The sequence below is a fragment of the Marinomonas sp. 63XJN7_7_ISO-PGPR-S23-202 genome (assembly GCF_056173505.1).
The window spans coordinates 3,231,146-3,254,438 of sequence record NZ_CM149677.1 but is presented as its reverse complement, the minus strand read 5'-3'; the positions used below and the strand labels follow the sequence as shown (position 1 = coordinate 3,254,438).

Annotated in this window: 22 protein-coding genes; 10 read left to right on the top strand and 12 right to left on the bottom strand. The window is 45.6% G+C overall.

From position 1 onward, the window contains the following. The first annotated feature begins 9 nt into the window (after nt 1-9). Genes nuoI through nuoN form a run of 6 tightly spaced genes read left to right on the top strand, consistent with a single transcriptional unit; the run spans nt 10 to nt 6,279 of the window. On the top strand, nt 10-552 hold the full coding sequence (gene nuoI, locus AC0VYG_RS15090) for an NADH-quinone oxidoreductase subunit NuoI (RefSeq protein WP_199475401.1): 543 nt from the start codon (nt 10-12) through the stop codon (nt 550-552). Between the two features lie 11 nt (nt 553-563). Beyond that, nucleotides 564-1,082, top strand: a complete 519-nt coding sequence (nuoJ, locus tag AC0VYG_RS15085; RefSeq protein ID WP_475428783.1) for an NADH-quinone oxidoreductase subunit J — start codon at nt 564-566, stop codon at nt 1,080-1,082. Next, complete coding sequence (gene nuoK, locus AC0VYG_RS15080; RefSeq protein WP_067015680.1) at nt 1,079-1,381, top strand: NADH-quinone oxidoreductase subunit NuoK; 303 nt, start codon at nt 1,079-1,081, stop codon at nt 1,379-1,381. Before nuoJ ends, nuoK begins: the two co-directional genes overlap by 4 nt. Continuing rightward, nucleotides 1,378-3,219: an NADH-quinone oxidoreductase subunit L gene (gene nuoL, locus AC0VYG_RS15075; protein ID WP_475428782.1), complete on the top strand. Its 1,842-nt coding sequence runs from the start codon at nt 1,378-1,380 to the stop codon at nt 3,217-3,219. The genes nuoK and nuoL overlap by 4 nt, the downstream gene beginning before the upstream one ends. Nucleotides 3,220-3,270: 51 nt before the next feature. After that, complete coding sequence (gene nuoM, locus AC0VYG_RS15070; protein WP_475428781.1) at nt 3,271-4,812, top strand: NADH-quinone oxidoreductase subunit M; 1,542 nt, start codon at nt 3,271-3,273, stop codon at nt 4,810-4,812. Nucleotides 4,813-4,818: 6 nt separating this feature from the next. Further along, nucleotides 4,819-6,279: an NADH-quinone oxidoreductase subunit NuoN gene (gene nuoN, locus AC0VYG_RS15065; RefSeq protein WP_475428780.1), complete on the top strand. Its 1,461-nt coding sequence runs from the start codon at nt 4,819-4,821 to the stop codon at nt 6,277-6,279. Between the two features lie 110 nt (nt 6,280-6,389). On the opposite strand, the gene purD is transcribed toward nuoN, so the two are convergent. From purD to dsbD, 9 genes are all read right to left on the bottom strand, one after another. Then, nucleotides 6,390-7,676 carry a phosphoribosylamine--glycine ligase gene (gene purD / locus AC0VYG_RS15060; RefSeq protein WP_475428779.1) on the bottom strand — a complete coding sequence of 429 codons (1,287 nt, stop codon included), beginning with the start codon at nt 7,674-7,676 and terminating at the stop codon, nt 6,390-6,392. A gap of 81 nt (nt 7,677-7,757) precedes the next feature. Continuing rightward, a complete protein-coding gene (gene purH / locus AC0VYG_RS15055) occupies nt 7,758-9,335 on the bottom strand; it encodes a bifunctional phosphoribosylaminoimidazolecarboxamide formyltransferase/IMP cyclohydrolase (protein WP_475432551.1) in 1,578 nt (525 codons plus the stop codon). A 91-nt stretch (nt 9,336-9,426) separates the two neighbouring features. After that, nucleotides 9,427-9,705, bottom strand: coding sequence for a DNA-binding transcriptional regulator Fis (gene fis, locus AC0VYG_RS15050; RefSeq protein ID WP_067015664.1), 279 nt, complete (start codon nt 9,703-9,705; stop codon nt 9,427-9,429). A gap of 92 nt (nt 9,706-9,797) precedes the next feature. Beyond that, entirely contained in the window at nt 9,798-10,787 is a 990-nt protein-coding gene (gene dusB, locus AC0VYG_RS15045; protein ID WP_475428778.1) for a tRNA dihydrouridine synthase DusB, read from the bottom strand. A gap of 156 nt (nt 10,788-10,943) precedes the next feature. After that, nucleotides 10,944-12,323, bottom strand: a complete 1,380-nt coding sequence (locus tag AC0VYG_RS15040; protein ID WP_475428777.1) for a DUF3426 domain-containing protein — start codon at nt 12,321-12,323, stop codon at nt 10,944-10,946. Between the two features lie 97 nt (nt 12,324-12,420). Beyond that, nucleotides 12,421-13,314, bottom strand: a complete 894-nt coding sequence (prmA, locus tag AC0VYG_RS15035; RefSeq protein WP_475428776.1) for a 50S ribosomal protein L11 methyltransferase — start codon at nt 13,312-13,314, stop codon at nt 12,421-12,423. A 130-nt stretch (nt 13,315-13,444) separates the two neighbouring features. Beyond that, complete coding sequence (accC, locus tag AC0VYG_RS15030; RefSeq protein WP_475428775.1) at nt 13,445-14,785, bottom strand: acetyl-CoA carboxylase biotin carboxylase subunit; 1,341 nt, start codon at nt 14,783-14,785, stop codon at nt 13,445-13,447. A gap of 21 nt (nt 14,786-14,806) precedes the next feature. Next, nucleotides 14,807-15,259 (bottom strand): acetyl-CoA carboxylase biotin carboxyl carrier protein, encoded by a 453-nt coding sequence (accB, locus tag AC0VYG_RS15025; RefSeq protein ID WP_475428774.1) that lies wholly within the window; start codon nt 15,257-15,259, stop codon nt 14,807-14,809. Between the two features lie 295 nt (nt 15,260-15,554). Further along, nucleotides 15,555-17,363 carry a protein-disulfide reductase DsbD gene (gene dsbD / locus AC0VYG_RS15020; protein ID WP_475428773.1) on the bottom strand — a complete coding sequence of 603 codons (1,809 nt, stop codon included), beginning with the start codon at nt 17,361-17,363 and terminating at the stop codon, nt 15,555-15,557. A 105-nt stretch (nt 17,364-17,468) separates the two neighbouring features. On the opposite strand from dsbD, the gene AC0VYG_RS15015 reads away from it, so the two are divergent. From AC0VYG_RS15015 to AC0VYG_RS15005, 3 genes are read left to right on the top strand one after another with little or no spacing between them, the layout of a single operon-like run. Then, the gene (locus AC0VYG_RS15015) at nt 17,469-18,311 is read left to right on the top strand and encodes a hypothetical protein (protein ID WP_475428772.1); all 843 of its coding nucleotides are present in this window, start codon (nt 17,469-17,471) and stop codon (nt 18,309-18,311) included. Nucleotides 18,312-18,350: 39 nt separating this feature from the next. After that, on the top strand, nt 18,351-19,358 hold the full coding sequence (locus tag AC0VYG_RS15010; protein WP_475432550.1) for a DUF2333 family protein: 1,008 nt from the start codon (nt 18,351-18,353) through the stop codon (nt 19,356-19,358). A gap of 27 nt (nt 19,359-19,385) precedes the next feature. Next, nucleotides 19,386-19,880 (top strand): N-acetyltransferase family protein, encoded by a 495-nt coding sequence (locus tag AC0VYG_RS15005; protein WP_475428771.1) that lies wholly within the window; start codon nt 19,386-19,388, stop codon nt 19,878-19,880. A gap of 75 nt (nt 19,881-19,955) precedes the next feature. On the opposite strand, the gene AC0VYG_RS15000 is transcribed toward AC0VYG_RS15005, so the two are convergent. Next, the gene (locus tag AC0VYG_RS15000) at nt 19,956-21,311 is read right to left on the bottom strand and encodes an anti-phage deoxyguanosine triphosphatase (RefSeq protein WP_475428770.1); all 1,356 of its coding nucleotides are present in this window, start codon (nt 21,309-21,311) and stop codon (nt 19,956-19,958) included. Between the two features lie 102 nt (nt 21,312-21,413). Between AC0VYG_RS15000 and AC0VYG_RS14995 the strand changes: the two genes are divergently transcribed. Next, nucleotides 21,414-21,719, top strand: a complete 306-nt coding sequence (locus AC0VYG_RS14995) for a LysR family transcriptional regulator (protein WP_475428769.1) — start codon at nt 21,414-21,416, stop codon at nt 21,717-21,719. 62 nt (nt 21,720-21,781) lie between these two features. Here AC0VYG_RS14995 and AC0VYG_RS14990 read toward each other — a convergent pair whose 3' ends face one another. Both AC0VYG_RS14990 and AC0VYG_RS14985 read right to left on the bottom strand, forming a co-directional pair. Continuing rightward, entirely contained in the window at nt 21,782-22,516 is a 735-nt protein-coding gene (locus AC0VYG_RS14990; RefSeq protein ID WP_475428768.1) for a phosphoadenylyl-sulfate reductase, read from the bottom strand. Nucleotides 22,517-22,633: 117 nt separating this feature from the next. Next, nucleotides 22,634-23,290: an NUDIX hydrolase gene (locus AC0VYG_RS14985; protein ID WP_475428767.1), complete on the bottom strand. Its 657-nt coding sequence runs from the start codon at nt 23,288-23,290 to the stop codon at nt 22,634-22,636. Between the last annotated feature and the right edge of the window lie 3 nt (nt 23,291-23,293).

The window sequence follows — 23,293 nt, the reverse complement described above, 5'->3', positions numbered from 1 at the left end:
GGGACAACCATGACACTGAAAGAATTACTGGTTGGTTTCGGCACGCAAGTGCGCAGCCTTTGGATGATCGGGATGCACTCGTTCGCAAAACGCGAAACGCAGATGTACCCAGATGAGCCTGTGTATGTTCCGCCTCGTTACCGTGGTCGTATCGTTTTGACTCGTGATCCCGATGGCGAAGAGCGTTGTGTGGCCTGTAACTTATGTGCAGTCGCTTGTCCTGTCGGCTGTATTTCATTGCAAAAAGCAGAAGATGAAGAGGGACGTTGGTACCCTGACTTTTTCCGAATCAACTTTTCACGCTGCATCTTTTGCGGTATGTGTGAGGAAGCGTGTCCAACGACGGCGATACAGTTAACGCCTGATTTTGAATTGGGTGAATACAACCGCCAGGACTTGGTTTATGAAAAAGAAGATCTGTTGATCTCAGGTCCAGGTAAGTATCCAGATTATAACTTCTATCGGATGGCGGGTATGTCTATTGCGGGCAGACCAAAAGGCTCTTCCGAGAACGAAGCGGAACCGATTAATGTGAAAGGTTTGTTGCCGTAAGGAGCGCTGTTGTGGATATTGTTTTTTATATTGCGGCGGCCATTGCCGTACTGACCACCATTCGAGTCATCAGCCACACAAATCCTGTGCATGCTCTGTTGTATTTGATTGTGTCGTTGCTGGCGGTAGCCGTTGTGTTTTTTTCTATGGGTGCAAACTTTGCCGGAGCGTTGGAGATCATCGTCTATGCGGGCGCCATTATGGTGTTGTTTGTGTTTGTGGTGATGATGTTAAACCTTGGTGGCGAAGAAATTAGACAGGAGCGCCAATGGTTGAGTCCCTCCTTATGGATCGGGCCTGGGATTATTTCCGCTCTGCTGCTGATCGCCTTGGTGTATGGTATCAATAGCCTTCAACATGGTGCGATTCATTACTACATGCTGGGGGGGAAAGGTGTCGGTGTTAGCTTATTTGGCCCTTATGTTCTGGCAGTTGAGTTGGCGTCATTGTTACTTTTGGCTGGGCTTGTCGTGGCATTTCATGTGGGTCGAGATAAAACCAAGCTGGATTCTATGGAGGAGGAAGCATGATTCCGTTATCCCATGCGTTGATTCTGGCCTCAATACTATTTGTATTGGGTCTTAGCGGTTTATTAGTTCGTCGAAACTTATTGTTTATGCTGATTTCTCTTGAAGTGATGATTAATGCGGCAGCGCTCGCATTTGTTGCAACGGGGAGTTACTGGCAGCAAGCTGATGGTCAGATTATGTACATTTTGGCCATCAGTCTGGCTGCGGCTGAAGCCAGTATTGGCTTGGCCTTGTTGCTGCAATTGCATCGACGTAACCAGTCTTTGAATGTTGATACTGTCAGTGAGATGCGCGGATGAATTTACTTTACTTAACTATTCTGTTGCCGTTAATCGGCTTCCTATTGCTGGCGTTTTCTCGTGGTCGTTGGTCGGAGAATTTTTCCGCTGTCATTGGTGTCGGTTCGGTAATGCTGGCGGCATTGACGACCATTTACATTGGCATCGACTATTTGCCGAAGCTTTATGATGGTCAGATTACCTCCTTTAACCAGCCTTTGTGGACCTGGATTCACCAAGGAAATTTCGATATTCAGGCTACGCTGCATTTGGACGGTTTGTCTTTCACTATGATGTGTGTGATAACCGGGGTGGGATCGCTTATTCACCTGTTCGCTTCTTGGTACATGCGTGGTGATAAAGGCTATTCTCGCTTTTTCACTTATACCAACTTGTTTATTGCCAGCATGTTGATATTGGTGTTAGCCGATAACTTATTACTGCTTTACCTTGGTTGGGAAGGCGTCGGGTTGTGTAGTTATTTGCTGATCGGTTTCTACTATGAAGGGCGTGATAATCTCGCTGCGGCATTAAAAGCTTTCATAGTGACACGTGTCGGTGATGTATTTTTAGCCTTTGCGCTCTTTATTCTATACACCCAGTTTGGCACGTTAAATATTGAAAAATTAGCAGCCATTGCGCCTGGTCAAGTTGCGGTAGGCTCATCGGTTATGTTTTGGGCGACCTTAATGTTGCTTGGCGGAGCGGTGGGTAAATCGGCTCAGTTACCATTGCAAACTTGGTTGGCTGATGCGATGGCAGGCCCAACGCCAGTGTCTGCATTGATCCACGCGGCGACCATGGTGACCGCTGGTGTGTACTTGATTGCGCGTACTCATACTTTGTTTTTATTGTCGCCTGAAGTGTTGCACTTAGTCGGTATTATCGGCGCAATTACCTTAGTCATTGCTGGTTTTGCGGCGTTGGTTCAGACCGATATTAAACGTGTACTTGCATACTCTACCATGAGTCAAATTGGCTATATGTTCTTGGCTTTGGGCGTACAAGCATGGGATGCAGCGATTTTCCATTTGATGATTCACGCCTTCTTTAAAGCGTTATTGTTCTTGTCTGCAGGGTCGGTCATTATCGCCTGTCATCACGAGCAAAATATTTTCAAAATGGGCGGGTTGCGCAAGCATATCCCATTTGTGTACACCTGCTTCTTGGTGGGTGGTGGCGCTTTGGCGGCGCTACCGATTGTCACCGCAGGTTTCTACAGTAAAGATGAAATTCTTTCTGGTGCACTGGCCACAGGTCATATCAATTTATTGACTGGTGGTTTGGTAGGGGCCTTTTTAACGGGTATGTATACCTTCCGTATGATCTTCATTGCTTTCCATGGTAAAGATCAGATCAAAGCTAAACCGGGGCGTGGTATTTCTCACCATCTACCACTGCTTGTTTTGATGGTTTTGTCTACTTTTGTTGGTGCTCTTATTAAGCAACCTCTAGAAAAAGCATTACCCGCGATGCCAGGGCATGAGTCTATGATGGTGCAGTTGATTTCTGGTGCCTGTGCTGTTTCTGGTCTCTTGATTGCGGCCTTCTTGTGGCTAGGTGATAGAAGTTTGGTGAGTAAAATTGCCAATACTGGTCTGGGTCGATTGTTGAGCCAATACTGGTTCCATGCATGGGGATTCGATTGGTTGTACGACCAGTTGTTTGTGCGTCCTTACTTAGGCATTGCACGTCTGCTTCGTCGAGACCCTATTAACGCAACGATAGACAGTCTTCGTTTTCTTGTGATCGGCTCTAATAAAGGGCTAGCTCTAAGTGAAAATGGCCAAGTTCGTTGGTATATCGCATCGATTGGTTTGGGTGCGGTGGTCGTGTTAGGCCTGTTGCTTTGGAGCTAATCCAGATGGGCTTTAGTGAGAGTTATCAATTGAAGAGGATCATATAACGCCATGCTATTACCTTGGCTCATTCTCCTGCCTTTTATTGGCGGTTTGTTGTGTTGGCAGAGCGAACGCTTTAGTCGAGCGTTACCTCGTTGGATAGCTGTGCTCTCCATGGTGCTAACTTTATTATTATCACTGATGATGTGGGGGCAGGGGCATTTTTCGTTAGCCATGCCTCATGGTATCCCGCAATGGCAATCTGAGTTCATTTTGCCGTGGATTCCTCGATTCGGTATTTCGTTTCATTTCGCGTTGGATGGCTTATCACTGCTGATGGTGGTGTTAACGGCTTTTCTCGGCTTGCTTTCTATCGTGTGCTCTTGGAACGAAGTGGATAAGCGAGAAGGTCTTTTCCATCTCAATCTGTTATGGATTGTTGGTGGTGTAATGGGGGTCTTCCTAGCGATCGATATGTTCCTGTTCTTCTTCTTCTGGGAGATGATGCTAATCCCTATGTTCTTCTTGATCGCACTTTGGGGTCATAAAGGGTCGGATGAGCGTACACGTATTGCGACCGCGATTAAGTTTTTCATCTACACCCAGGTCAGCGGCTTGGTTATGTTGGTGGCAATCATTGGTCTGGTGTTTGTACATTATCGTGCAACAGGCGTTTGGACCTTTGATTATAACCATCTAATTGGCACTAAGATGAGCAGTCCAGTAGCTTACCTGTTGATGCTTGGCTTCTTTGTTGCTTTCGCGGTGAAAATGCCTTTGATCCCATTGCACGGTTGGTTGGCGGATGCTCATGCTCAGTCGCCTACTGCTGGTTCAGTGGATCTTGCCGGTTTGCTCCTGAAAACAGCGGCTTATGGCCTGTTGCGCTTTGTGTTGCCATTTTTTCCTCATGCTTCCGCCGAGTTTGCGCCGATTGCAATGTGGTTAGGGGTGATTAGTATTTTCTACGGAGCTTGGCTGGCCTTCTCTCAAACCGACATTAAGCGTTTGATTGCTTACAGTAGTGTGTCCCATATGGGCTTCGTTATGGTGGCCATTTACACTGGCAGCCAGCTTGCATATCAAGGTGCGATTGTGATGATGATCGCCCATGGTCTGTCTGCTGCTGGCTTATTCATTCTTTGTGGTCAGTTATACGAGCGCATCGGAACGCGAGACATGAGAGAGATGGGTGGCCTGTGGGGGCGTTTACGTTATATGCCTGGCTTATCGCTGTTTTTTGCTGTCGCCTCTCTGGGTATGCCGGGAACAGGTAACTTTGTTGGTGAGTTTATGATGCTGTTTGGTAGTTATAAGGTTGTGCCTTTAATTACCATTATTTCGACGTTTGGCGTAGTGTTTGCGTCGGTTTACTCTCTCGTCATGATTCATCGTGCATACTATGGTGAAGCAAAATCGGACGCACCATTGGCAGTTATGTCAATAAGAGAGTTCTCAATGATTCTTTCTTTAGTGGTGTTGTTAGTGTTGCTGGGTATCTTTCCGCAAGGTGTGCTTGAGACGTCTCATGCTGCGATTGCTAATATTCAGCATTATTTTATGACGGCTTCATCTCTATCAATCACAGGTACATCAACCACAGGGCTGTAATTTTCCATGAGCATTAGTATTCAACAGCTGGCCGCTTTCTCGCCACTTTTGATCGTTGATCTATCGGTCATTGTGGTTATGCTTGCCATTGCTTGGCGACGTTGTCATAAAATGACGGCTGGTCTTAGTATAATTGGGCTTATTGCCGCGATATTGTCATTGTTCTTTGTTTCCGGTGACATTCCGGCTCATCTGACATCACTGCTACAAGTGGATGGCTTTACCCTGTTCTATTCAGGTTTAGTGCTAATAGCGGGGCTCGCTACTTGCATCTTTGGCTATTCATGGTTGAAAGAGCATCAAGATAATAAAGACGAATTTTATTTATTGGTACTGATTTCAACTGGCGGGGCTATTTTGTTGGCTTGCGCAAACCATATTGCCACACTGTTCTTAGGTATTGAGCTAGTCTCTTTACCACTGTTTGGTTTGGTTGGTTATGTTTTTCAGCAGAAGCCTTCGTTAGAAGCGTCAATAAAATATATGCTGCTATCCGCTGGGGCCTCGGCTTTTATGCTGTTTGGTATGGCGCTTTTGTATGCAGACACAGGCTCTTTGTCTTTTTCTGGTATTGCAAGCGGCTTAAGCCATAGTCTGGCTCAACAGCCTTTGCTGTTGGTGGGGATAGGTATGTTGCTAGTAGGAATCTGCTTTAAGCTGTCCTTGGCACCATTCCATTTATGGACACCTGATGTCTATCAAGGTGCACCAGCCCCCGTTGCGACCTTCTTAGCAACCAGCAGTAAGATTGCGATTTTTGCTGTGCTGGTGCGCATCTTCATTGAAGCGCCTTTGATCGATTTGCCATCAGTGAAATTAGTCTTGAGTGTGATAGCAATTGCCTCGATTCTGTTTGGTAACTTTATGGCGGTTTCGCAAACGAATATTAAGCGTTTGTTGGGGTATTCTTCCATTGCACACATAGGCTATTTGCTCATTGTGCTGGTGGCTATTAAAGACCGTCAATTGGCGCTTGAAACAACGGGTGTGTATCTGGTTGGCTATCTATTCGCGAGCTTGGGTAGCTTTGGGGCAGTGAGTTTGCTATCCAGTCCTAACAGAGGTCAGGATGTTGAGGAAATCTCTGATTACCGAGGTCTCTTTAAGCGTCGTCCACTTATTGCCGTGGTTATGAGCGTTATGATGTTGTCCTTAGCGGGTATTCCCATGACGCTTGGCTTCATTGGTAAGTTTTATGTTCTTGCTGTCGCAATGCAAGGCTCATTGTGGTGGTTAAGTGCCGCTGTTGTGGTGGGTAGTGCGATTGGTCTTTACTACTATCTGAGAGTGGCCGTCAGTGTTTTCTTACCTTCTCTTAATGGCCAAGTTGCAGAGGTGGTTGAGACAAGCTGTTTTTCTATAAAAGCGGGTGCTTTGGTGTTGCTTATCTCTGCCGCTGTTGTGGTTATCTTAGGGGTATACCCTCAACCATTGATTGACTGGGTTCAATTCGCTAAACCTTGGTAGTCTTGTTATTGGCTAGTGTACATATTTTGTCGTTGCCAATACTCCAATAAAAATGGAACCAGTAAAAAAGGCTCGTCGGATGACGAGCCTTTTTGGTTTACATGCGAATATTATTTCTGTTCGCGAGCAATGGCGCGATGACCAATGTCGGTGCGGAAGTAGACATTCTTCCAGGACAATGTATTCACCACTTCATAAGCCCCTGCTTGAGCATCTGCAACGGTATCGCCTAGAGAGACGGCACATAGTACACGGCCGCCGTTGGTAACGGTTTTGCCTTCTTGTATTGCTGTACCCGCTTGAAATACTTTCTGATGTACAGGAATAGGGGTATTCAAACCTGAGATAGCATCGCCTTTTGCATAATCAGCCGGGTAGCCGCCAGCCGCTAATACCACACCTAGACTGGCTCGAGGATCCCAATCGGCGTCAACGGTGTCCAGCTCACCATTAATGGCCGCTAAACACATTTTCGCTAAATCAGAGCGCAAGCGCATCATGATTGGTTGTGTTTCAGGGTCACCAAAACGGCAGTTATATTCTAGTGTTTTGGGGGTACCATCAGGGGCAATCATCACACCCGCATATAAGAAACCACGGTAGCGATTGCCTTCTGCATTCATGCCTTTTACGGTTGGCATGATGACTTCGTTCATGATGCGATCATGGATCTCAGGTGTGACCACTGGGGCTGGAGAATAGGCACCCATACCACCTGTGTTAGGACCCTTATCGCCGTTGTCGCGCGCTTTATGGTCTTGGCTGCTGGCCATAGGGAGGACGCTTTCGCCATCCACCATACAGATAAAGCTGGCTTCTTCACCAACTAAGAACTCTTCGATGACAACGCGGCTGCCAGCATCACCAAAGGAATTACCTTGTAACATATCTTCCACAGCGGCAATGGCTTCGGCTTCGGTTTGTGCCAAAATTACCCCTTTACCAGCGGCTAGGCCATCTGCTTTGACAACGATTGGTGCACCCTGTTCTTTGATGTACGCGACAGCAGGCTCAATTTCTGTGAAGTTACCATAGGCTGCGGTTGGTATATTGTGACGAGCTAAAAAGTCTTTAGTAAAGGCCTTAGAGCCTTCTAGTTGTGCAGCCGCTGCCGTTGGTCCGAAAATAGCCAGACCTTCTTTTTCGAAGGCGTCAACCACTCCAATAACTAGAGGGGCTTCAGGGCCAACAATGGTCAGGTCGATGCTTTCTTTTTTCGCAAACGCAACCAGTTCGGGGATGTCTGTCACACCAATATTAACATTTTCGACTTTGTCTTCTGTTGATGTGCCCGCATTGCCCGGCGCCACAAACACGGTGGTGACGTCGTCTGATTGAGCGGTTTTCCATGCTAAAGCATGTTCGCGGCCACCGTTACCAATAATAAGAACCTTCATTATCTTATCCTTTATATTGTCAGCCAGAGGCGAATATCAGCCTCTGACCGTCGTTCAATTGGGTTTCTTTAAGGCAGCTCTTTAGTGACGGAAGTGACGCATACTAGTAAAGACCATTGCCATGCCAGCTTCATCTGCCGCCGCAATGACTTCAGCATCACGCATTGAACCGCCTGGCTGAATGACAGCGGTAATGCCTGCCTGAGCCGCTGCATCAATACCATCACGGAATGGGAAAAAGGCATCAGAGGCCATCACAGAGCCGGCCACTTCTAAGTTTTCATCCGCTGCTTTAATGCCGGCAATTTTGGCACTGTAAACTCGGCTCATTTGTCCTGCGCCGACGCCGATGGTTTGTTCCACTTTGGCATACACAATAGCATTGGATTTAACGAATTTTGCAACTTTCCAAGCAAACAATAAATCGTTTAATTCTGCTTCGCTAGGCTGGCGCTTAGAGACAATTTTAAGGTCATCAAGTGTGATGGTACCATCGTCACGATCTTGAACCAACAAACCGCCGTTGACGCGCTTGTAATCAAGTGCGGCGGGTTTGTCATTCGACCATTGGCCACATTCAAGCAAACGTACATTTTGTTTCGCCGCCACGACTTCTGCTGCTTCTTTGCTTACGCTTGGAGCGATGATCACTTCAACAAACTGACGATCGACAATGGCTTGGGCTGTTTGCGCATCCAACTCTTGGTTGAAAGCGATGATGCCACCGAATGCGGAGGTTGGATCTGTCTGGAAAGCTAATTCATAAGCGTCCAACTGGTTGCTAGCGGTTGCTACGCCGCATGGATTGGCGTGTTTAACAATCACACAAGCGGGCTTGTCAAAGGTCTTAACACACTCAAGGGCCGCATCGGTGTCGGCGATATTGTTGTAAGATAAGGCCTTGCCTTGAAGTTGCTTCGCGGTGCTGATAGAGGCTTCTTTGGGGTTTGCTTCAACATAAAACGCGGCTTTTTGATGTGGATTTTCGCCGTAACGCATTTCTTCTTGCTTGTTGAATTGTAAGTTGAAGGTGCGTGCGAAATCTTCACTGCCACCACTGACTTTTTTGCCAAGGAAATTAGCAATCGCTCCATCGTAGTGAGCGGTATGTTCGAACGCTTTTACCGCAAGATCAAAACGTTGCTCGTAAGTTAGGCCACCCGCTTCTTTCAATGAGGTCAGAATCTCCTCGTAGTGAGTAGGAGAGACGACAATGGCAACGTCTTTATGGTTTTTTGCTGCGGAACGAACCATAGTAGGTCCACCGATATCGATGTTTTCGATGGCCATTGGCAAATCGCAATCAGGTCGCTCAATAGTGGCTTCAAATGGGTAAAGATTCACCACCACCATATCGATTTCGTCGATACCATGTTCTTTCATGATGGCGCTGTCCATATCGCGACGACCAAGAATGCCACCATGCACTTTTGGATGTAGCGTCTTGACTCGGCCATCCATCATTTCAGGGAAGCCTGTGTAATCGGATACTTCAGTCGCTTTGACATCATTATCAAGTAGTAGGCGGTAAGTACCACCTGTTGATAAAATCTCAACGCCTTGGGCGGTTAATTCACGAGCGAAATCGACAATGCCTGTTTTGTCGGAAACACTGATTAACGCGCGCTTGATTGGAGTAACTGTGTTGTGATTTGCCATCATGGTTCTCGCAATTGGTTTTTACTAATTAAACAAGTGAGGGGGTCTATATAAACAAAAAAAGGGCGAAAATCGCCCTTTTAAAATATTACTATAACATGCCGTATTGCTTCAGTTTCTTGCGCAACGTGCCTCGGTTTAACCCTAGGATGGTTGACGCTTTTGTCTGATTGTCTTTTGTGTAGCTCATGACAGACTCGAGCAAAGGTGCCTCAACCTCGGCTAAGACTAACTGATATAAGTCAGTCACTGGCTGCCCATCAAGATGAGCGAAGTAGTTTTGCAGGGCTTTTTCAACATTATCACGCAGTGTTTGTGATTGTTCCGAAGAAGCGGCTTGAAACGTTTGAGTATGAGTTTGTTCTACCACAGAATGACCTTCTAGTTTAAAGCTAACCGTTTATTAATGCATTGTTATGATAGATCAGCAAGCCTATGGCTGCTGATTGTCGTAACGCCACATCAAGTACAAGGTTCGTTTGTCATATGACAAACAAAGAATTCGTTCAATTGATCGAGCTGTTCGCGCATATTATCTATACGGTTAAATTGGCTACGAAATTGTGTTTTGTCCGCTAACGTTTGTAAATACCAACCAACATGCTTGCGAGCAATGCGCACACCAAGGTAATCACCATAAAACTGGTGCAAGGCTTTCACATGGTCGGTAACAAGTTGTTGCACATCATTAAGAGAAGGAGGTGCTAACAACTCATTGGTCTGTAAATAGTGATTTATCTCGTTGAAAATCCATGGTCTTCCTTGAGCTGCACGACCTATCATGATGCCATCTGCTTGAGTGTAATCCTTCACAAATTTAGCAGATTTTGCATCAATAATATCGCCATTGGCAAATACGGGGATAGACAGATGTTGCTTGATTTCAGCTATCGTATCGTATTCGGCATGACCCTGAAATTTGCATTCTCGGGTACGTCCGTGAATGGCGAGGGCTTGGATGCCAATGTCTTGCGCCATTTTTGCCACGGCTAGACCATTCTTCTGATCTTTGCTCCAGCCTGTTCTAATTTTTAATGTAACAGGAACGTGAACACTATTTACAACCGATTCTAGTATCTCTCGAACAAGTGATTCGTCTTTGAGTAATGCAGAGCCAGCGGCTTTATTGCATACTTTTTTGGCGGGGCAGCCCATATTGATATCAATGATCTGCGCGCCTAGCTCAACATTTTGCCGAGCTGCTTGGGCCATCATTTCTGGGTCGCCACCCGCTATTTGAATAGATCTCGGAGAGACTTCATCATCATGAATGAGACGATGACGACTCTTGCTTGAGTTCCATAAACGAACATCGGAAGTGACCATTTCTGACACGACCAATCCGGCACCCTGTTGGCGGCATAGACGGCGAAATGGCAAATCTGTTACGCCTGCCATAGGGGCAAGAATAACGGGCTTGTCAACGCGATATGGGCCAATAGCAAATGCCATATTGTTCCTGAATACTAAATCGAATGTTAAAGATCGGCGACACTGTCGAGCGGGCGTGAATAATACCTAGTCGATAGAGATTTTTGAAGTCTTGACAGAGAAAAAATTGACTAAATTTTGTGCTTATTTTGCATCTGAAGCAAAATAAGCACAAAACTAATAGGAGCGAGTGTCTGCTGGGAAAATTCTCAGTTGATGAGTCACCGCGCGGTCACCTGGATCTTGTATGGGAATGACAATGTGAATAGGCGTCTTAGGCGGCATATAGGTAATGTCTAGGAAATCTTTATCAAGGTAATTATGGGGGGCAAAGAGTCGCGCTGCGACTGGGGCACCATTGAGGTCAAAAAACTCTAAAGCAAGTTTTGGCATGGGTTGTGCGTATCGACTGTTATTGGTCATGATCGCATTAACAAGCAAGGCATCAGGTTGACTTGGGTGGCTTTGTATACGAACGTGCTCAATGTTGATGGCTTTGATGTTTTCAAATGGTGGAAGTGTGCAGCCTGAATAGGCGCAAAGGGTGCGATAAAAGCCTCGGAAGGTTTCAGAGCGACTACCTTGTTCAAAAAAAGTAGATGTCATTTGTGCAATCAATAATATCAACCCAAGGAAACAGCCCAGCGTCCAAATCCAGGTCTTGGTTGTTTTTTTCTTATCTTCCTGCTCAGTATAATAATCGCCCATTAGTGGGTCTGTAGCGTCGTAAGCAGCGATGGCATTAAGGGTGTAATTAGGTGTTGACTCTCCTGCGGATGCGCTTTCAGCGACGTTTTGCGCCAATGAATGCAGGGCTTGCATATAATCTGGTTCTGGTTGATTGGGTTGTGAGCTAAGGCGACTGTCTATTTTGTCTATGAGGTCACTTTGCTGTAGATTCTTTAGTGTCCCTTCCTTTTTTGGGGGAAGTGTACTCATACCAGAAGGTTTGGTGCGAATGGCTTGTTCGACTTCTGCCAGCTCCCTTTCCCAGGGGGCTAGGTCTTTTTCCGCGCTTTCTGATGGCTCCGGTGACGTCTGTTTTTGCTCCGATACAGTCTTTTGTTCCGATACAGTCGCCTGAATATCGGGATTGTCTCGCTTTTGCTTTACTTGTGTTTGTTTTTTAGTTGGCGTGGCTGGCTTTGTGTCGGCCGGTCTTAGAGTGTCTGGTGTCGGCGGTGGTGATTCGTGCAAAAAGCGAAAGTCTTCGGATGAGCCAGGAGCCAGGTCATCTTCTGTAAACAAGGTCTGCAGCCATTCAGGGTTAACGGGTTCCTCGTCTGCTGAAGTAAAGAGCATTGTGCTGCTTTTGGGTGTTTCAGGAGTATTTTTAGGGGCTGGTTTTTGTGGGGCTGATGCGGCTGTCTCAGAAGGCCCACTTTCTGGAGGTGTTTGGGGAGGCGTTTTTTTGGCCGCGTCAATATGTTGTTTGGCATCGAAAATATGGAAGCACTGACCACAGCGTACTTTGCCTTTAGCCATGCTCAATACGTCATTGTTCACACGAAACGCAGTGGAACACTTTGGACAACGAGTGATGAAGCTTTCGGTCATTAGGGTGCAGCCTTCCAGTAATCGATTTCTAGAGTAAATGTCAATATTCGCTTAAAAAGTCAAATTTTACAATGTGATAGACATGGTGAGCGAATTTTTATTCGGGGTTTTTGGTGCCCACGATGCGAACCCACTCATCTTGTTCGACAACCGACTCAATGGTAAACCAATCTTGATACGCCAGAATGACTTCTTCGGCTTGATTGATCAAAATACCGGAGAGGGCGAGTTGTCCGCCGGTTTTAACTAACGCCGAAATGGTGGTTGCCAATTGAGCCAACGGTCCGGCAAGAATGTTAGCGACCACAATATCGGCTTGTAGGTCTGACTCATATGGCGGCAATTTTACCTCGATCCGATTTGGATCGATATGATTACGCTCAGCATTTGCTTGTGTTGCTTGTACTGCTTGAGGGTCGATGTCGATGCCAACCATTTTATTGGCACCAAGTAGTAAGCCAGCAATACCAAGAATGCCAGAACCGCATCCGTAATCGATAATGGTTTTGTCTTGGCAATCAATTGAGTCTAGCCATTGTAAGCACAGTGCGGTAGTTGGATGAGTGCCAGTGCCAAAGGCCAAGCCGGGATCCAGCATTAATGTCACGGCATTGTCATCCGGTACGTCTCGCCAGCTTGGGCAAACCCAAAGACGTTTGCCAAATTGGATAGGGTGATAGCTGTCCATCCATTCTCGTTCCCAATCTTTGTCTTCGACTATCTCAATTTTTATATCGATGTCGGTTTCGCCAAGGGCTTCGGCTTTGTGCTCAATGACAGGACGAATGTGTTCAATGTCTGCATCGGCTTCAAAAAGGCCTGTGACTTTGGTGTGTTTCCAAAGGGGAGTGGTATTGAGATCTGGTTCGTATACCGGGTCGTCATGGACATCTTCGAATGTGACAACCATGGCACCACAATCAAGAAGAGTATCTTCAAAGCTAGGAACATGATCAGGGGTAGTGTGTAGACGTATTTGAAGCCAAGGCATAAAAAAGCAATCCGAATAAAACAAATCAGTGAATAGAATAACGAAGCACGAAGGGGGACGCGAGAAGAAAATGACGGCCCTTAATGATTTTACTCACCAAGGGCCGATAAAAAGAGAGCCTCTTTGCCTTTTACAGGCCGAGTTTTTTCTCTAGGTAATGAATATTAACGCCACCAGCAATAAAATTGAGGTCTTCCGTTAATTCTTTTTGCATGGAGATATTGCTCTTAATGCCATCGATGAAGGTTTCATCAAGAGCACCAGAAAGACGCTTAAGCGCTTCTGTACGAGTAGGACCATGGCAGATGATTTTCGCGATCATAGAATCGTAAGTCGGTGGCACAGAATAGCCACTGTACAAGTGCGAGTCGACGCGAACGCCCATACCGCCAGGTGCATGGAAGTAATTGACTTTACCGGGGCTTGGCATAAAGGTTTTTGGGTCTTCTGCATTGATTCGAGCCTCGACAGCATGGCCATTAAGCTTGATGTCTTCTTGTTTCATCGACAAAGGCATACCGCTTGCTATGCGCAGTTGCTCTTTTACGATGTCGACACCCGTCACCATTTCCGTAACAGGGTGTTCTACCTGGACACGAGTGTTCATTTCGATGAAGTAGAAATTGCCGTCTTCGTACAAAAACTCAAAGGTGCCTGCACCGCGATAATTGATCTTAATACAAGCATCAACACAGGCTTTTAAACATGCCTGACGAGAGGCTTCGTCGAGCATGGGAGCTGGAGCTTCTTCAATAACTTTTTGGTGGCGACGTTGCAAAGAGCAGTCACGATCAAATAAATGCACCGCATTACCTTGCCCGTCTGCGAGCACTTGAACTTCAACGTGGCGAGGGTTAGTTAGGAATTTTTCCATATAAACCGTGCTGTCACCGAAGTAAGAGCCTGCTTCAGACTGTGTGACACCAACAGACTTAAGTAGGCTGCCTTCATTATGAACAACGCGCATACCTCGACCACCACCACCCGCAGCGGCTTTAATTATAACGGGGAAGCCTATTTCGCGAGCAATGCGAAGACATTCATCTGGATCGTGAGGAACGGGGCCGTTCGATCCTGGGACCGTGGGGACACCTGCTTCTTTCATCGCTTTAATCGCAGATACTTTATCGCCCATCAGACGAATGGTTTCTGCTCTTGGGCCGATGAAAGCAAATCCAGAACGTTCTACCTGTTCTGCGAAGTCTGCATTCTCAGCAAGGAAGCCGTATCCGGGGTGAATGCCTGAAGTGTCTGTTAATTCCGCAGCACTAATAATCGCAGGCACATTCAAGTAACTGTCTGTGGAAGGGTTGGGTCCGATACAGACAGACTCGTCTGCTAAGCGAACATGAAGTAAGTCGCGGTCAATTTTAGAGTGAACCGCAACGGTTTTGATGCCGAGTTCTTTACACGCACGTAAAATACGCAACGCGATTTCGCCTCGGTTTGCAATCAATACCTTATCTAGCATGATGAAACCTATTGCTGTGGATTAAATGATGGTAACAAGTGGTTGATCAAATTCAACAGGCTCGCCATCTTCAACAAGAATGGCGCCAATGGTGCCGGATTTGTCGGCTTCGATCTGGTTCATCATTTTCATTGCTTCTACGATACAGATGGTATCACCAACATTGACATGTTGACCTACTTCAATGAAAGGTTTTGCGCCTGGCGCGGAAGATTTGTAGTAAGTACCAACCATTGGAGAGTTAACAGTGTGGCCTGAAATGGTGGACGCTGCCTCAGGCGCAGCAGAAGAGGTCGCTGGAGCCGATGCTGGGGCGTGTTGAACGGGGGCACTGGCCATCATTTGTGGAGCCATTTGAACTGGAGCACCGCCGCGACTGATACGAACTGCTTCTTCGCCTTCTTTGATTTCGATCTCATAGACATTTGATTCTTCTAAAAGCTCGATTAGTTTTTTAATTTTGCGAATATCCATTGTTACTCTCTTCTGTCGGTGTTTATTGTTTAGCGTTTTTGGTAAAGGCTAATCATTAAGAATCTGGCATGCTCTGAATATAAAGAGCCCTCGTAAAAATAGGAGCAAAATCTTGTTCGATCCGTATTATAACGCAAGGCTCATGCGTGAAGGGCAGAGCTATGTGACGGGAAATTATCGTTAAAAAACGCGATATTGTCCAGTTATGCAGTAAAAAAACCCATAAAATAGAGGTGTGGTTTATTTTTGAACAGAAGTAAACCTTATTTTAGGGGCTTTATTTCTTATTTTCTTTTCAATTTGTTACAAACTTAAGTCGTGTTAATACGTCCTGTTTGCTGGGCTCACCAATCAATGAGAGGGACTTTTGTTCTTGTCCCTGAGCATTGATGAAGAGTAAGGCGGGTGGGCCAAAGAGATGAAAGTGTTTCATAAATGCTTTGTTCCCCTTGGTATTATCGGTGACATCTACTCGGACCAGTTGAACTTGGTTGAGTAGAGGTTGTATCTCTTTCGCTTGAAAAATCTCATGTTCGAGTATTTGGCAGCTAATGCACCAGTCAGCATAGACATCCAGCACAATAGGGCGCGTGTCGCCATTATTTATCACAGATTGCAAGTCTGATAGATTGTGGATAGTGGTTTTAAAGGGGACGGTTTGAGTCTGATTGTTCGTCACGCTTTTTATTGGGGTTAACGGAGAGTTGGTACCTGTTGTGGCGCCATAAAATTCTACCGCCCCAATTAATGTAAAGACAAGGGCAAAAAACCAACGAACAGGATGTGAGTTGTTGGTTTTTATGTGGTGCCAAAAGTAACTGGCGATCCCTAACGCTAACGCGCCCCATAAAAACAATTCAATGTTGCCTGGTAGCCAACGAACTAACAGCCAAATGGCAATGGATAACAGGCCAAATCCCATTATGACTTTTATATCATTTAACCAAGGGCCATTTTTAGGCAGTATTTTGGCACCAAATAAGCCGACTAATAAAAGAGGGATGCCCATGCCAAGGCCCATTACGAACAACATGAATGCGCCGTACCAAACATCACCTTGGCTTGAAATATACAATAATACCCCTGCAACTGGAGCCGATAAACAAGGGGAAACAATTAATGTGGCAAGAATGCCCGCCAAAAATGTATTGAGCGTTGAGCTAACACTGGTGTGATTGTTATTCGTTTGCTGCAAGCGTGTTTGCCAAGCGGCAGGCAAGCGTAACTCAAAGACTCCAAACATAGACAAGGCTAAGAAAACAAATAAGGCGGCACTAATACTCAATATAATAGGGTTTTGTAACTGAGCTTGTAGATTTAGCCCTACGCCAAAGGATCCTGCTAATGCGCCAATGGCACCATAGGTTAGGGCCATAGCAAGTACGTAAACGGCACTGTAATAAAAGGCTCCCAGTTTGGAGCGGCGGGCCCCCACAACAATGGCGCTAACAATAGGTACCATAGGCAAAACACAAGGTGTAAAAGAGAGTAATAGCCCAAAAACAAATAGGGCGAGCAGAGCGACGCCAAAAGAGCTTTTTGCTATGGTTTGGCTAATCGAATTGGCTGCTGATAATGTTACTTGGTTCGCATCTCTCTTGCTGGCAGGCGGGGGTTGTATTGCCTGCGATTGTAAGGGGGTCTGATCGTTTGCGGACTTGGGAACGGTGAAGTCAACAGGAACCGCTTGTGGTGCGTAGCAAAGCCCTTTTTCTGAACAGCCTTGGTAGTGCAGTGTGGCATGGATTATCGTGCCTGGGGCCAATGTCGTGTCATAATCGATAGGCAAAGAGAGAGAGTGTTTATAAATAATAACCTTGCCAAAATAAGGGTCGGTTTTGTGCTCGCCATCTGGAAATTGGGTGATTTTTAGTTTGTCCGCTTGAGGGCCAGAAAGTGAAATTCGGCTCTGGTATAAATAATAACCGTTCGCAATGTTCCAGTGGGCAACTAATTTGCCATCTTGAGGGGCATCGAAGGACAGTTGAAAAGCGTCTTGCGCCTTTAAAAAAGAAGGTCCTAAACTGCTGTGAGGGGAGTTGAAATTGAAGGCGTAGGCAGTGCCTTGAAGAAAGAGTAAAACAAACAGACAAATTAAGCGCATAATAATCTACATAAAATGAGTTGAACGCGTGACCCTATTCCTTCACGCTGACAGTCTATATAGACTATCAATCCTTGCAAAAGTTCCTAGCTAAAAGGGGTTAAATTGAAAATAAAAGCATTATTTTTATTGTTTTCAGTGGTTTATCTTGTTGGTTGCCAAGAAAATATTAAACAAACAGAACAAAGTAATCCGGTTTCAGAATCCAGTAAATCGGTCAACTCAAGTGGAAAAAAGCGGCATCTTGAGGCGACAACACACCAACATACGAAGGCGAAGCTTAATTCGAATAAAACGGTGACGGCACGCTTGGTTTGGAAAGGGGAGCAAGCGCTAGCCAAAAAACGCCTGCTTACGCCTGCGAATGATAATGCCAATTTATATTTTCAAGCGGCGCTTGCTCGTGACCCAGGAAATTACCGGGCGATTATGGGGATTAAGAAGATTGTCGATACCTATGTTGACTGGGCTTGGCGGGCGGCGATTCGAGGGGGTTATAAACAGGCTACGACCTATCTTCATTCTGCTCACACGGTTAATCCTAAAGATCCAGTGATTAACGAGGTGAAAGATCGCATTGAGGCCCTTAAAAAGCGTCGACAACAAGCGACATACCATCAGGCAGAACCTTTACGACATCAGGCCGATACTCAGCATAAAAAAGTGGATACGGCTGAAAGGACGGCAAAAAGAGCGCAAGAAGCCAAAGAAGGTCAATACTTTTTACCAAAAAACCTATTTAGTTTGAGCGATAACGAAATACTTGCGAAAATACAGCCGATCATTGACAAAGTGGCAAAAGATAAAAGTGAAGTAATCATTTATTGGCCAAATGATAAGCAAGCGCGTTTGCTATATCAGATTATTAACAGTCGAATCAGTGAGTTTAGAGTGCGTGCTATGATCTATCATCGCAGCGACTATTTAATAGAATTACAAAAGGATTAAGGTGAGATAATGGCGAGTATGATGCATAAACTGGGCTCGATGTTTAGAGGAAAAGAGCGCTCTCCGTGGTTGTGGAAGACCGTGTTAGGACTAATCCTATTATTGGTGGTTGTGCTGACTGTGGTTGGTATGTATTGGAGTAATGAGCCAGCTCAGTTTGATGTCAATAAAGTGGCTAGAGAAACGGCGACTGAGCATGGTTATGATCCCAACAAACCTTTGGTGGTTGGCTACACACTTGGCAGTACATTGCATGAGCTAGTGAGTACCTTATTAAATAAGCCAGGTGGCTATATTTCAAATGATGTCATGCCACCGGGTGTTTTTATGGACAATATGCCTTCTTGGGAGTTTGGTGTATTGGTTCAGGTTCGAGATTTGTCCCGCGCGATGCGCAAAGAGTTTAGCCGCTCACAGTCGCAATCAACTGAGGATGTAAACCTGAAAATTGCTGAGCCTCAGTTTAATTTTGATAACAAAAGCTGGGCATTACCTTCCAGTGAAAGTGAATATCGCCGTGGCAATAAAGAATTGATGGAGTATTTAAATCGTCTGTCTAGCACTGCGAATTCTGGTAATCCAGCGAAGTTTTATGCGCGTGCGGATAACTTGGTGGATTGGCTGTCTGATGTGAATACTCGTCTTGGTAGCTTGGCGCAACGTTTATCTGCAAGTGTTGTTGATGAGAACATGACGCCTGCTGGGCTATCGGACGAAGGAGGGCATCAACGGGCGTATCAGCGGACGCCTTGGATGCAGATAGATAATGTGTTCTATGAAGCTCGTGGTACAACTTGGGCGTTACTTGAGATTTTACGGGCCGTTGAAGTCGACTTTGCACCGACTTTAAAAGATAAAAATGCTTTGGTTAGTCTAAAACAGATTATTCATGAATTGGATGCGACCCAAGATACGGTATGGTCGCCGATGATTCTCAATGGCAGCGGTTTTGGTTTGTTAGCAAACCACTCCTTGGTGATGGCGTCTTATATTTCTCGTGCCAATGCAGCTTTGATTGATTTACGCCGATTGCTACAACAGGGCTAGCGGCTGTCTTTAGCACTTAAGGAGCCCATGGTGTTTAGCCTGCGCGTTGCAACCATTGATGATGTGCCTGATATTTTAACCATCTATCAGCAAGGTGATGATTTTGCTTTGTCTGGTGATCGCAATAAAGACATTAATTTAATAGACGTGATGGAGTGGGTTGAAAGTACCACACCAGAGCGTCCCATGTTTGTAGTGAGTGTTGAGGATAGGGTGATTGGTTGGGGGGCATTAGAGCCCTTTTACGGTTTGCCATCGTTTGATATGGCCGCAGAAGTGAGTGTCTATGTGTTGCCTCAATGGCGAGGAAAAGGCGCGGCAGCGGCGTTTATACAATACTTGGCTGATCATAAAGACGCACTGCACTTTTCTCATCTGGTGGCGTATATCTACGCGAGAAATACGCTCAGTCTACGATTTTTCAAAAAGCAGGGCTTTGAGTCTTGGGGGGTGCTTCCCAAGATAGCTTCATGCCAAGAGTTCCAAGAAGATGTGTTCCTGCTAGGGAGAGTGTTTTGCTAAACGCTCTCCCTTCGTTTTAGTCTATTCTTGTTCTTCTTAAGCCTATTTTTGACACTATATTGGCGTTGTCATCTATCACATAGGTTCAAAAACGGATCCAAAGCTTGGTACAAACAGCTTGTTATACATGCGGCTGGCGTAGTCGTCTGTCATGGATGACATATAGTCACAGATAATTCTCATACCATCATGCCCTTTTTCATGGGTTGTCTGATGCCACTCTTTGGCGATTTCTTTCGGTAATAATCGAATTGGGTCAGCAGCTAATGCTTCAAACATTTCTAAGAGCATTTGCTGGCCTTTATACACCAACATTTGCACTTCTGGCTTTTGAATAATGTGTCGCATTTCAAACGCTTTTAATAACGCCAGTGCTTGACGTTGACCTTCGGGTAAAGTGACCTGGTAACGCAATAAAGGATGCTCGAAGGAAGGATTTTCTTTGACTTGGCAAGAGGTGATGAACCAGCTAACCAAGCTGCCAATGGCCTCTTTTCTGAGATGACTTTCTCGACTAAATAATTGTCCGCGCAGTGTGGTGAGATTGCTATGAAAAAAAGAGGTTCCTAGATCCGCTAGTTTTGGCTCCAAATGCTCTAGCCACATTTCTTTTGTGACCATGCCAAGCACGATGGCATCTTCTAGATCATGAACTCCGTAAGCAATGTCATCGGCAAGATCCATTATACTGGTGTCAAAACTGGCATGATTGGATTTAGCATGGGCATGAGGGGCGGGGCGGTATATCTCTTGAAATCGTGCTTTGTCGCTTGCGCTAAAAGGAGCAATAATCCAATCAAGCAAGTCTTGTTCTTCTTTATAGACGCATTTGGGTGGTGTCCATTGTGAGGCTTTGAATTGGCGGAGTCGTTCAGGTTTAGAGGGATAGTGCCCCACCACATCCTGATAGAGTACAGGGTATTTTAAGATACCGAGCAAGGACCTTCTGGTGACATCCATGCCATATGTTGGCGAGTAAGAGCCGCGCTTACCTAAAATTCTCAGGGATTGTGCATTACCCTCAAAACCGCCGTTATTTTGCATCATAAAATTCAGCGCGACTTCCCCACCGTGACCAAAAGGTGGATGGCCAATGTCATGGCTTAAACAAACGGTTTCTATTAAGGCATCCTCTGCAAGCCAAGTCTGAAAATCAGCATTTGCCGGGGAGCTGTGCCTTAGTTGATGGACGATACCATTACCAATTTGTGCAACTTCGAGCGAGTGAGTTAAGCGTGTTCGACTGTAGTCATTTTGGCGAATGGCTAGAATTTGTGTTTTAGATTGCAAGCGACGAAAAGCAGCACTGTGAATGATCCGAGCGCGATCGCGTTGGTAAGGGGTTCGATAATCGTTTTCTCGGGCGGGTTTGGGGCCTGATTGTCTCTCTTGCCAAGGTAACTGTGAATAGTGCTCTTTCATCATGCTCATAATTTATTATCTAAGGAATGATCAGTCTTTCATTAAAACACGACTTAGGTCAATGCTCTGAATGATGGGCTTCGTATAATAACCTTACTATAAGGAATCGTTATGCTTAATACACATCATTTAGAAACATTTAAAACATTGGTTGAAACGGGCAGCTTTACGCAAACAGCACAGCGTTTGGGGTTAACACAGCCCGCGGTGAGTCAACATATTAAGAAGCTTGAGCAAGGGCTTGGGGCGACTTTGTTAGTACGTCATGGACGAACGACTGAGTTGACAGCGGCAGGAAAGGTTCTGGTTCAACATATTAGTGAGCTGGAAAACTGCTATGCACGTTTTATTAGTCAGTGGGACAAGCGCATATCAGGCTCGGAAAAAGAAGCCGATCAGTTGGCCGTCAGTTTATAGATAAGTATAACGGATGTCGTTTTACCCTATTGCCTTGTTAAACGACATCCGTATTTAGGCTTCTATTGCTGCGCGGTCGGAATTAGGTTGCCAATATGTAATCCGCATTCTTTATGTTCAGATTCTTCCCACCACCAGCGGCCTTCGCGTTCGTGCTGGTTCGGTAATATTGGGCGAGTGCATGGCTCGCAACCGATACTGGTAAAGCCTTTGGCGTGAAGCTCGTTATAAGGAACATCAAACATTTTGATGTAGTTCCATACGTCTTCAGAGGACCAATTGGCCAATGGGTTGAATTTATATAGTGGCTTGTCCTCTTTGCTAAAGGCGCTGTCCAGCTCAGCGAAGGCTAGCACGTTACGAGTGCCTGGGCTTTGGTCTTTGCGTTGGCCCGTCACCCATGCATCAACTTGTGCGAGCTTGCGCTTTAATGGCTCGACTTTGCGTATACTGCAACATTCCTTGTGACCATCCTCGAAAAAGCTAAATAGCCCTTTCTCTTTGGTAAAGTGTTCTAACGCCTCACGATCTGGAGACATAATATCAATGTTAATCTGATAATGCTTACGGACTTGCTCAATAAAACGATACGTTTCTGGGTGTAGTCGCCCTGTGTCCAAAGAGAACACTTGAACATTTTTCTTAGCCTTTACCGCCATATCAATGAGTACGACATCTTCTGCGCCACTAAACGAAATGGCAATGTTGTCGAATGCTTTTAAGGCGTTGTGGAGGATTTTTTGCGCTTGGTCTTCATCATGGTTGGCAATAAAAGACGCTAAATCAAAAGTAGACATAGGATTGTTAACCGTCGTCAAATGTATGTTGGGTCTACCATATCAAGTTGTGTGTGGTATGCAAAATACGAAAGAACACTAACCTTATTCTTTGTGTACGTTTTTTTAAGTCAGTTATCACGATCGGTTTTTATACTGGGCCAAGGTTTCGTAAAGGCCGTACAAAATACCTGCAGTCACCCCCCATATGCGAATATCTTGGTAATCTATTTCAAAGTAGCCACGCGAAACATTGCCGAGTTTCTTTTTACGAAAGCGATAATTGCTTGGCGTAAGGAGATGGCTGAGTGGTACCCAATGAACCGATTTGACTTCGTCTTCGCATAAGCTCATTTTACTGAGTCGAGTCATTTCGGCGATAATGGGCTTGATGCAAAAACCCGAAATAGTACAGTACTCACCCAGCTCGCCAATCAAATCAAAACAATCTGGGGCAAGGCCGATTTCTTCAAAGGTTTCACGCAATGCCGTGTATTGAATGCTGGCATCTGTCGGGTCATGCTTACCACCGGGGAAAGCTATTTGTCCTGGATGATTGCGCATATGAAGGGCGCGCTTGGTGAGTAATACATACAATTGTTCATCGTCTGGATTTTGCCAAATGGGAATCAGTACGGCGGCAGAACGGTATTTTAATTTGTATGCACTGGGTGATAGGTCTTTGTCAGGATTGTAAATAGGATGAACGTCTTGGGTATGGTCTAATGCTGTACGTATCTCATCCATAGAGGGTTGAAGGGGTAAGGCGTCTAAAAACTGCGATATATGGGGCATAAT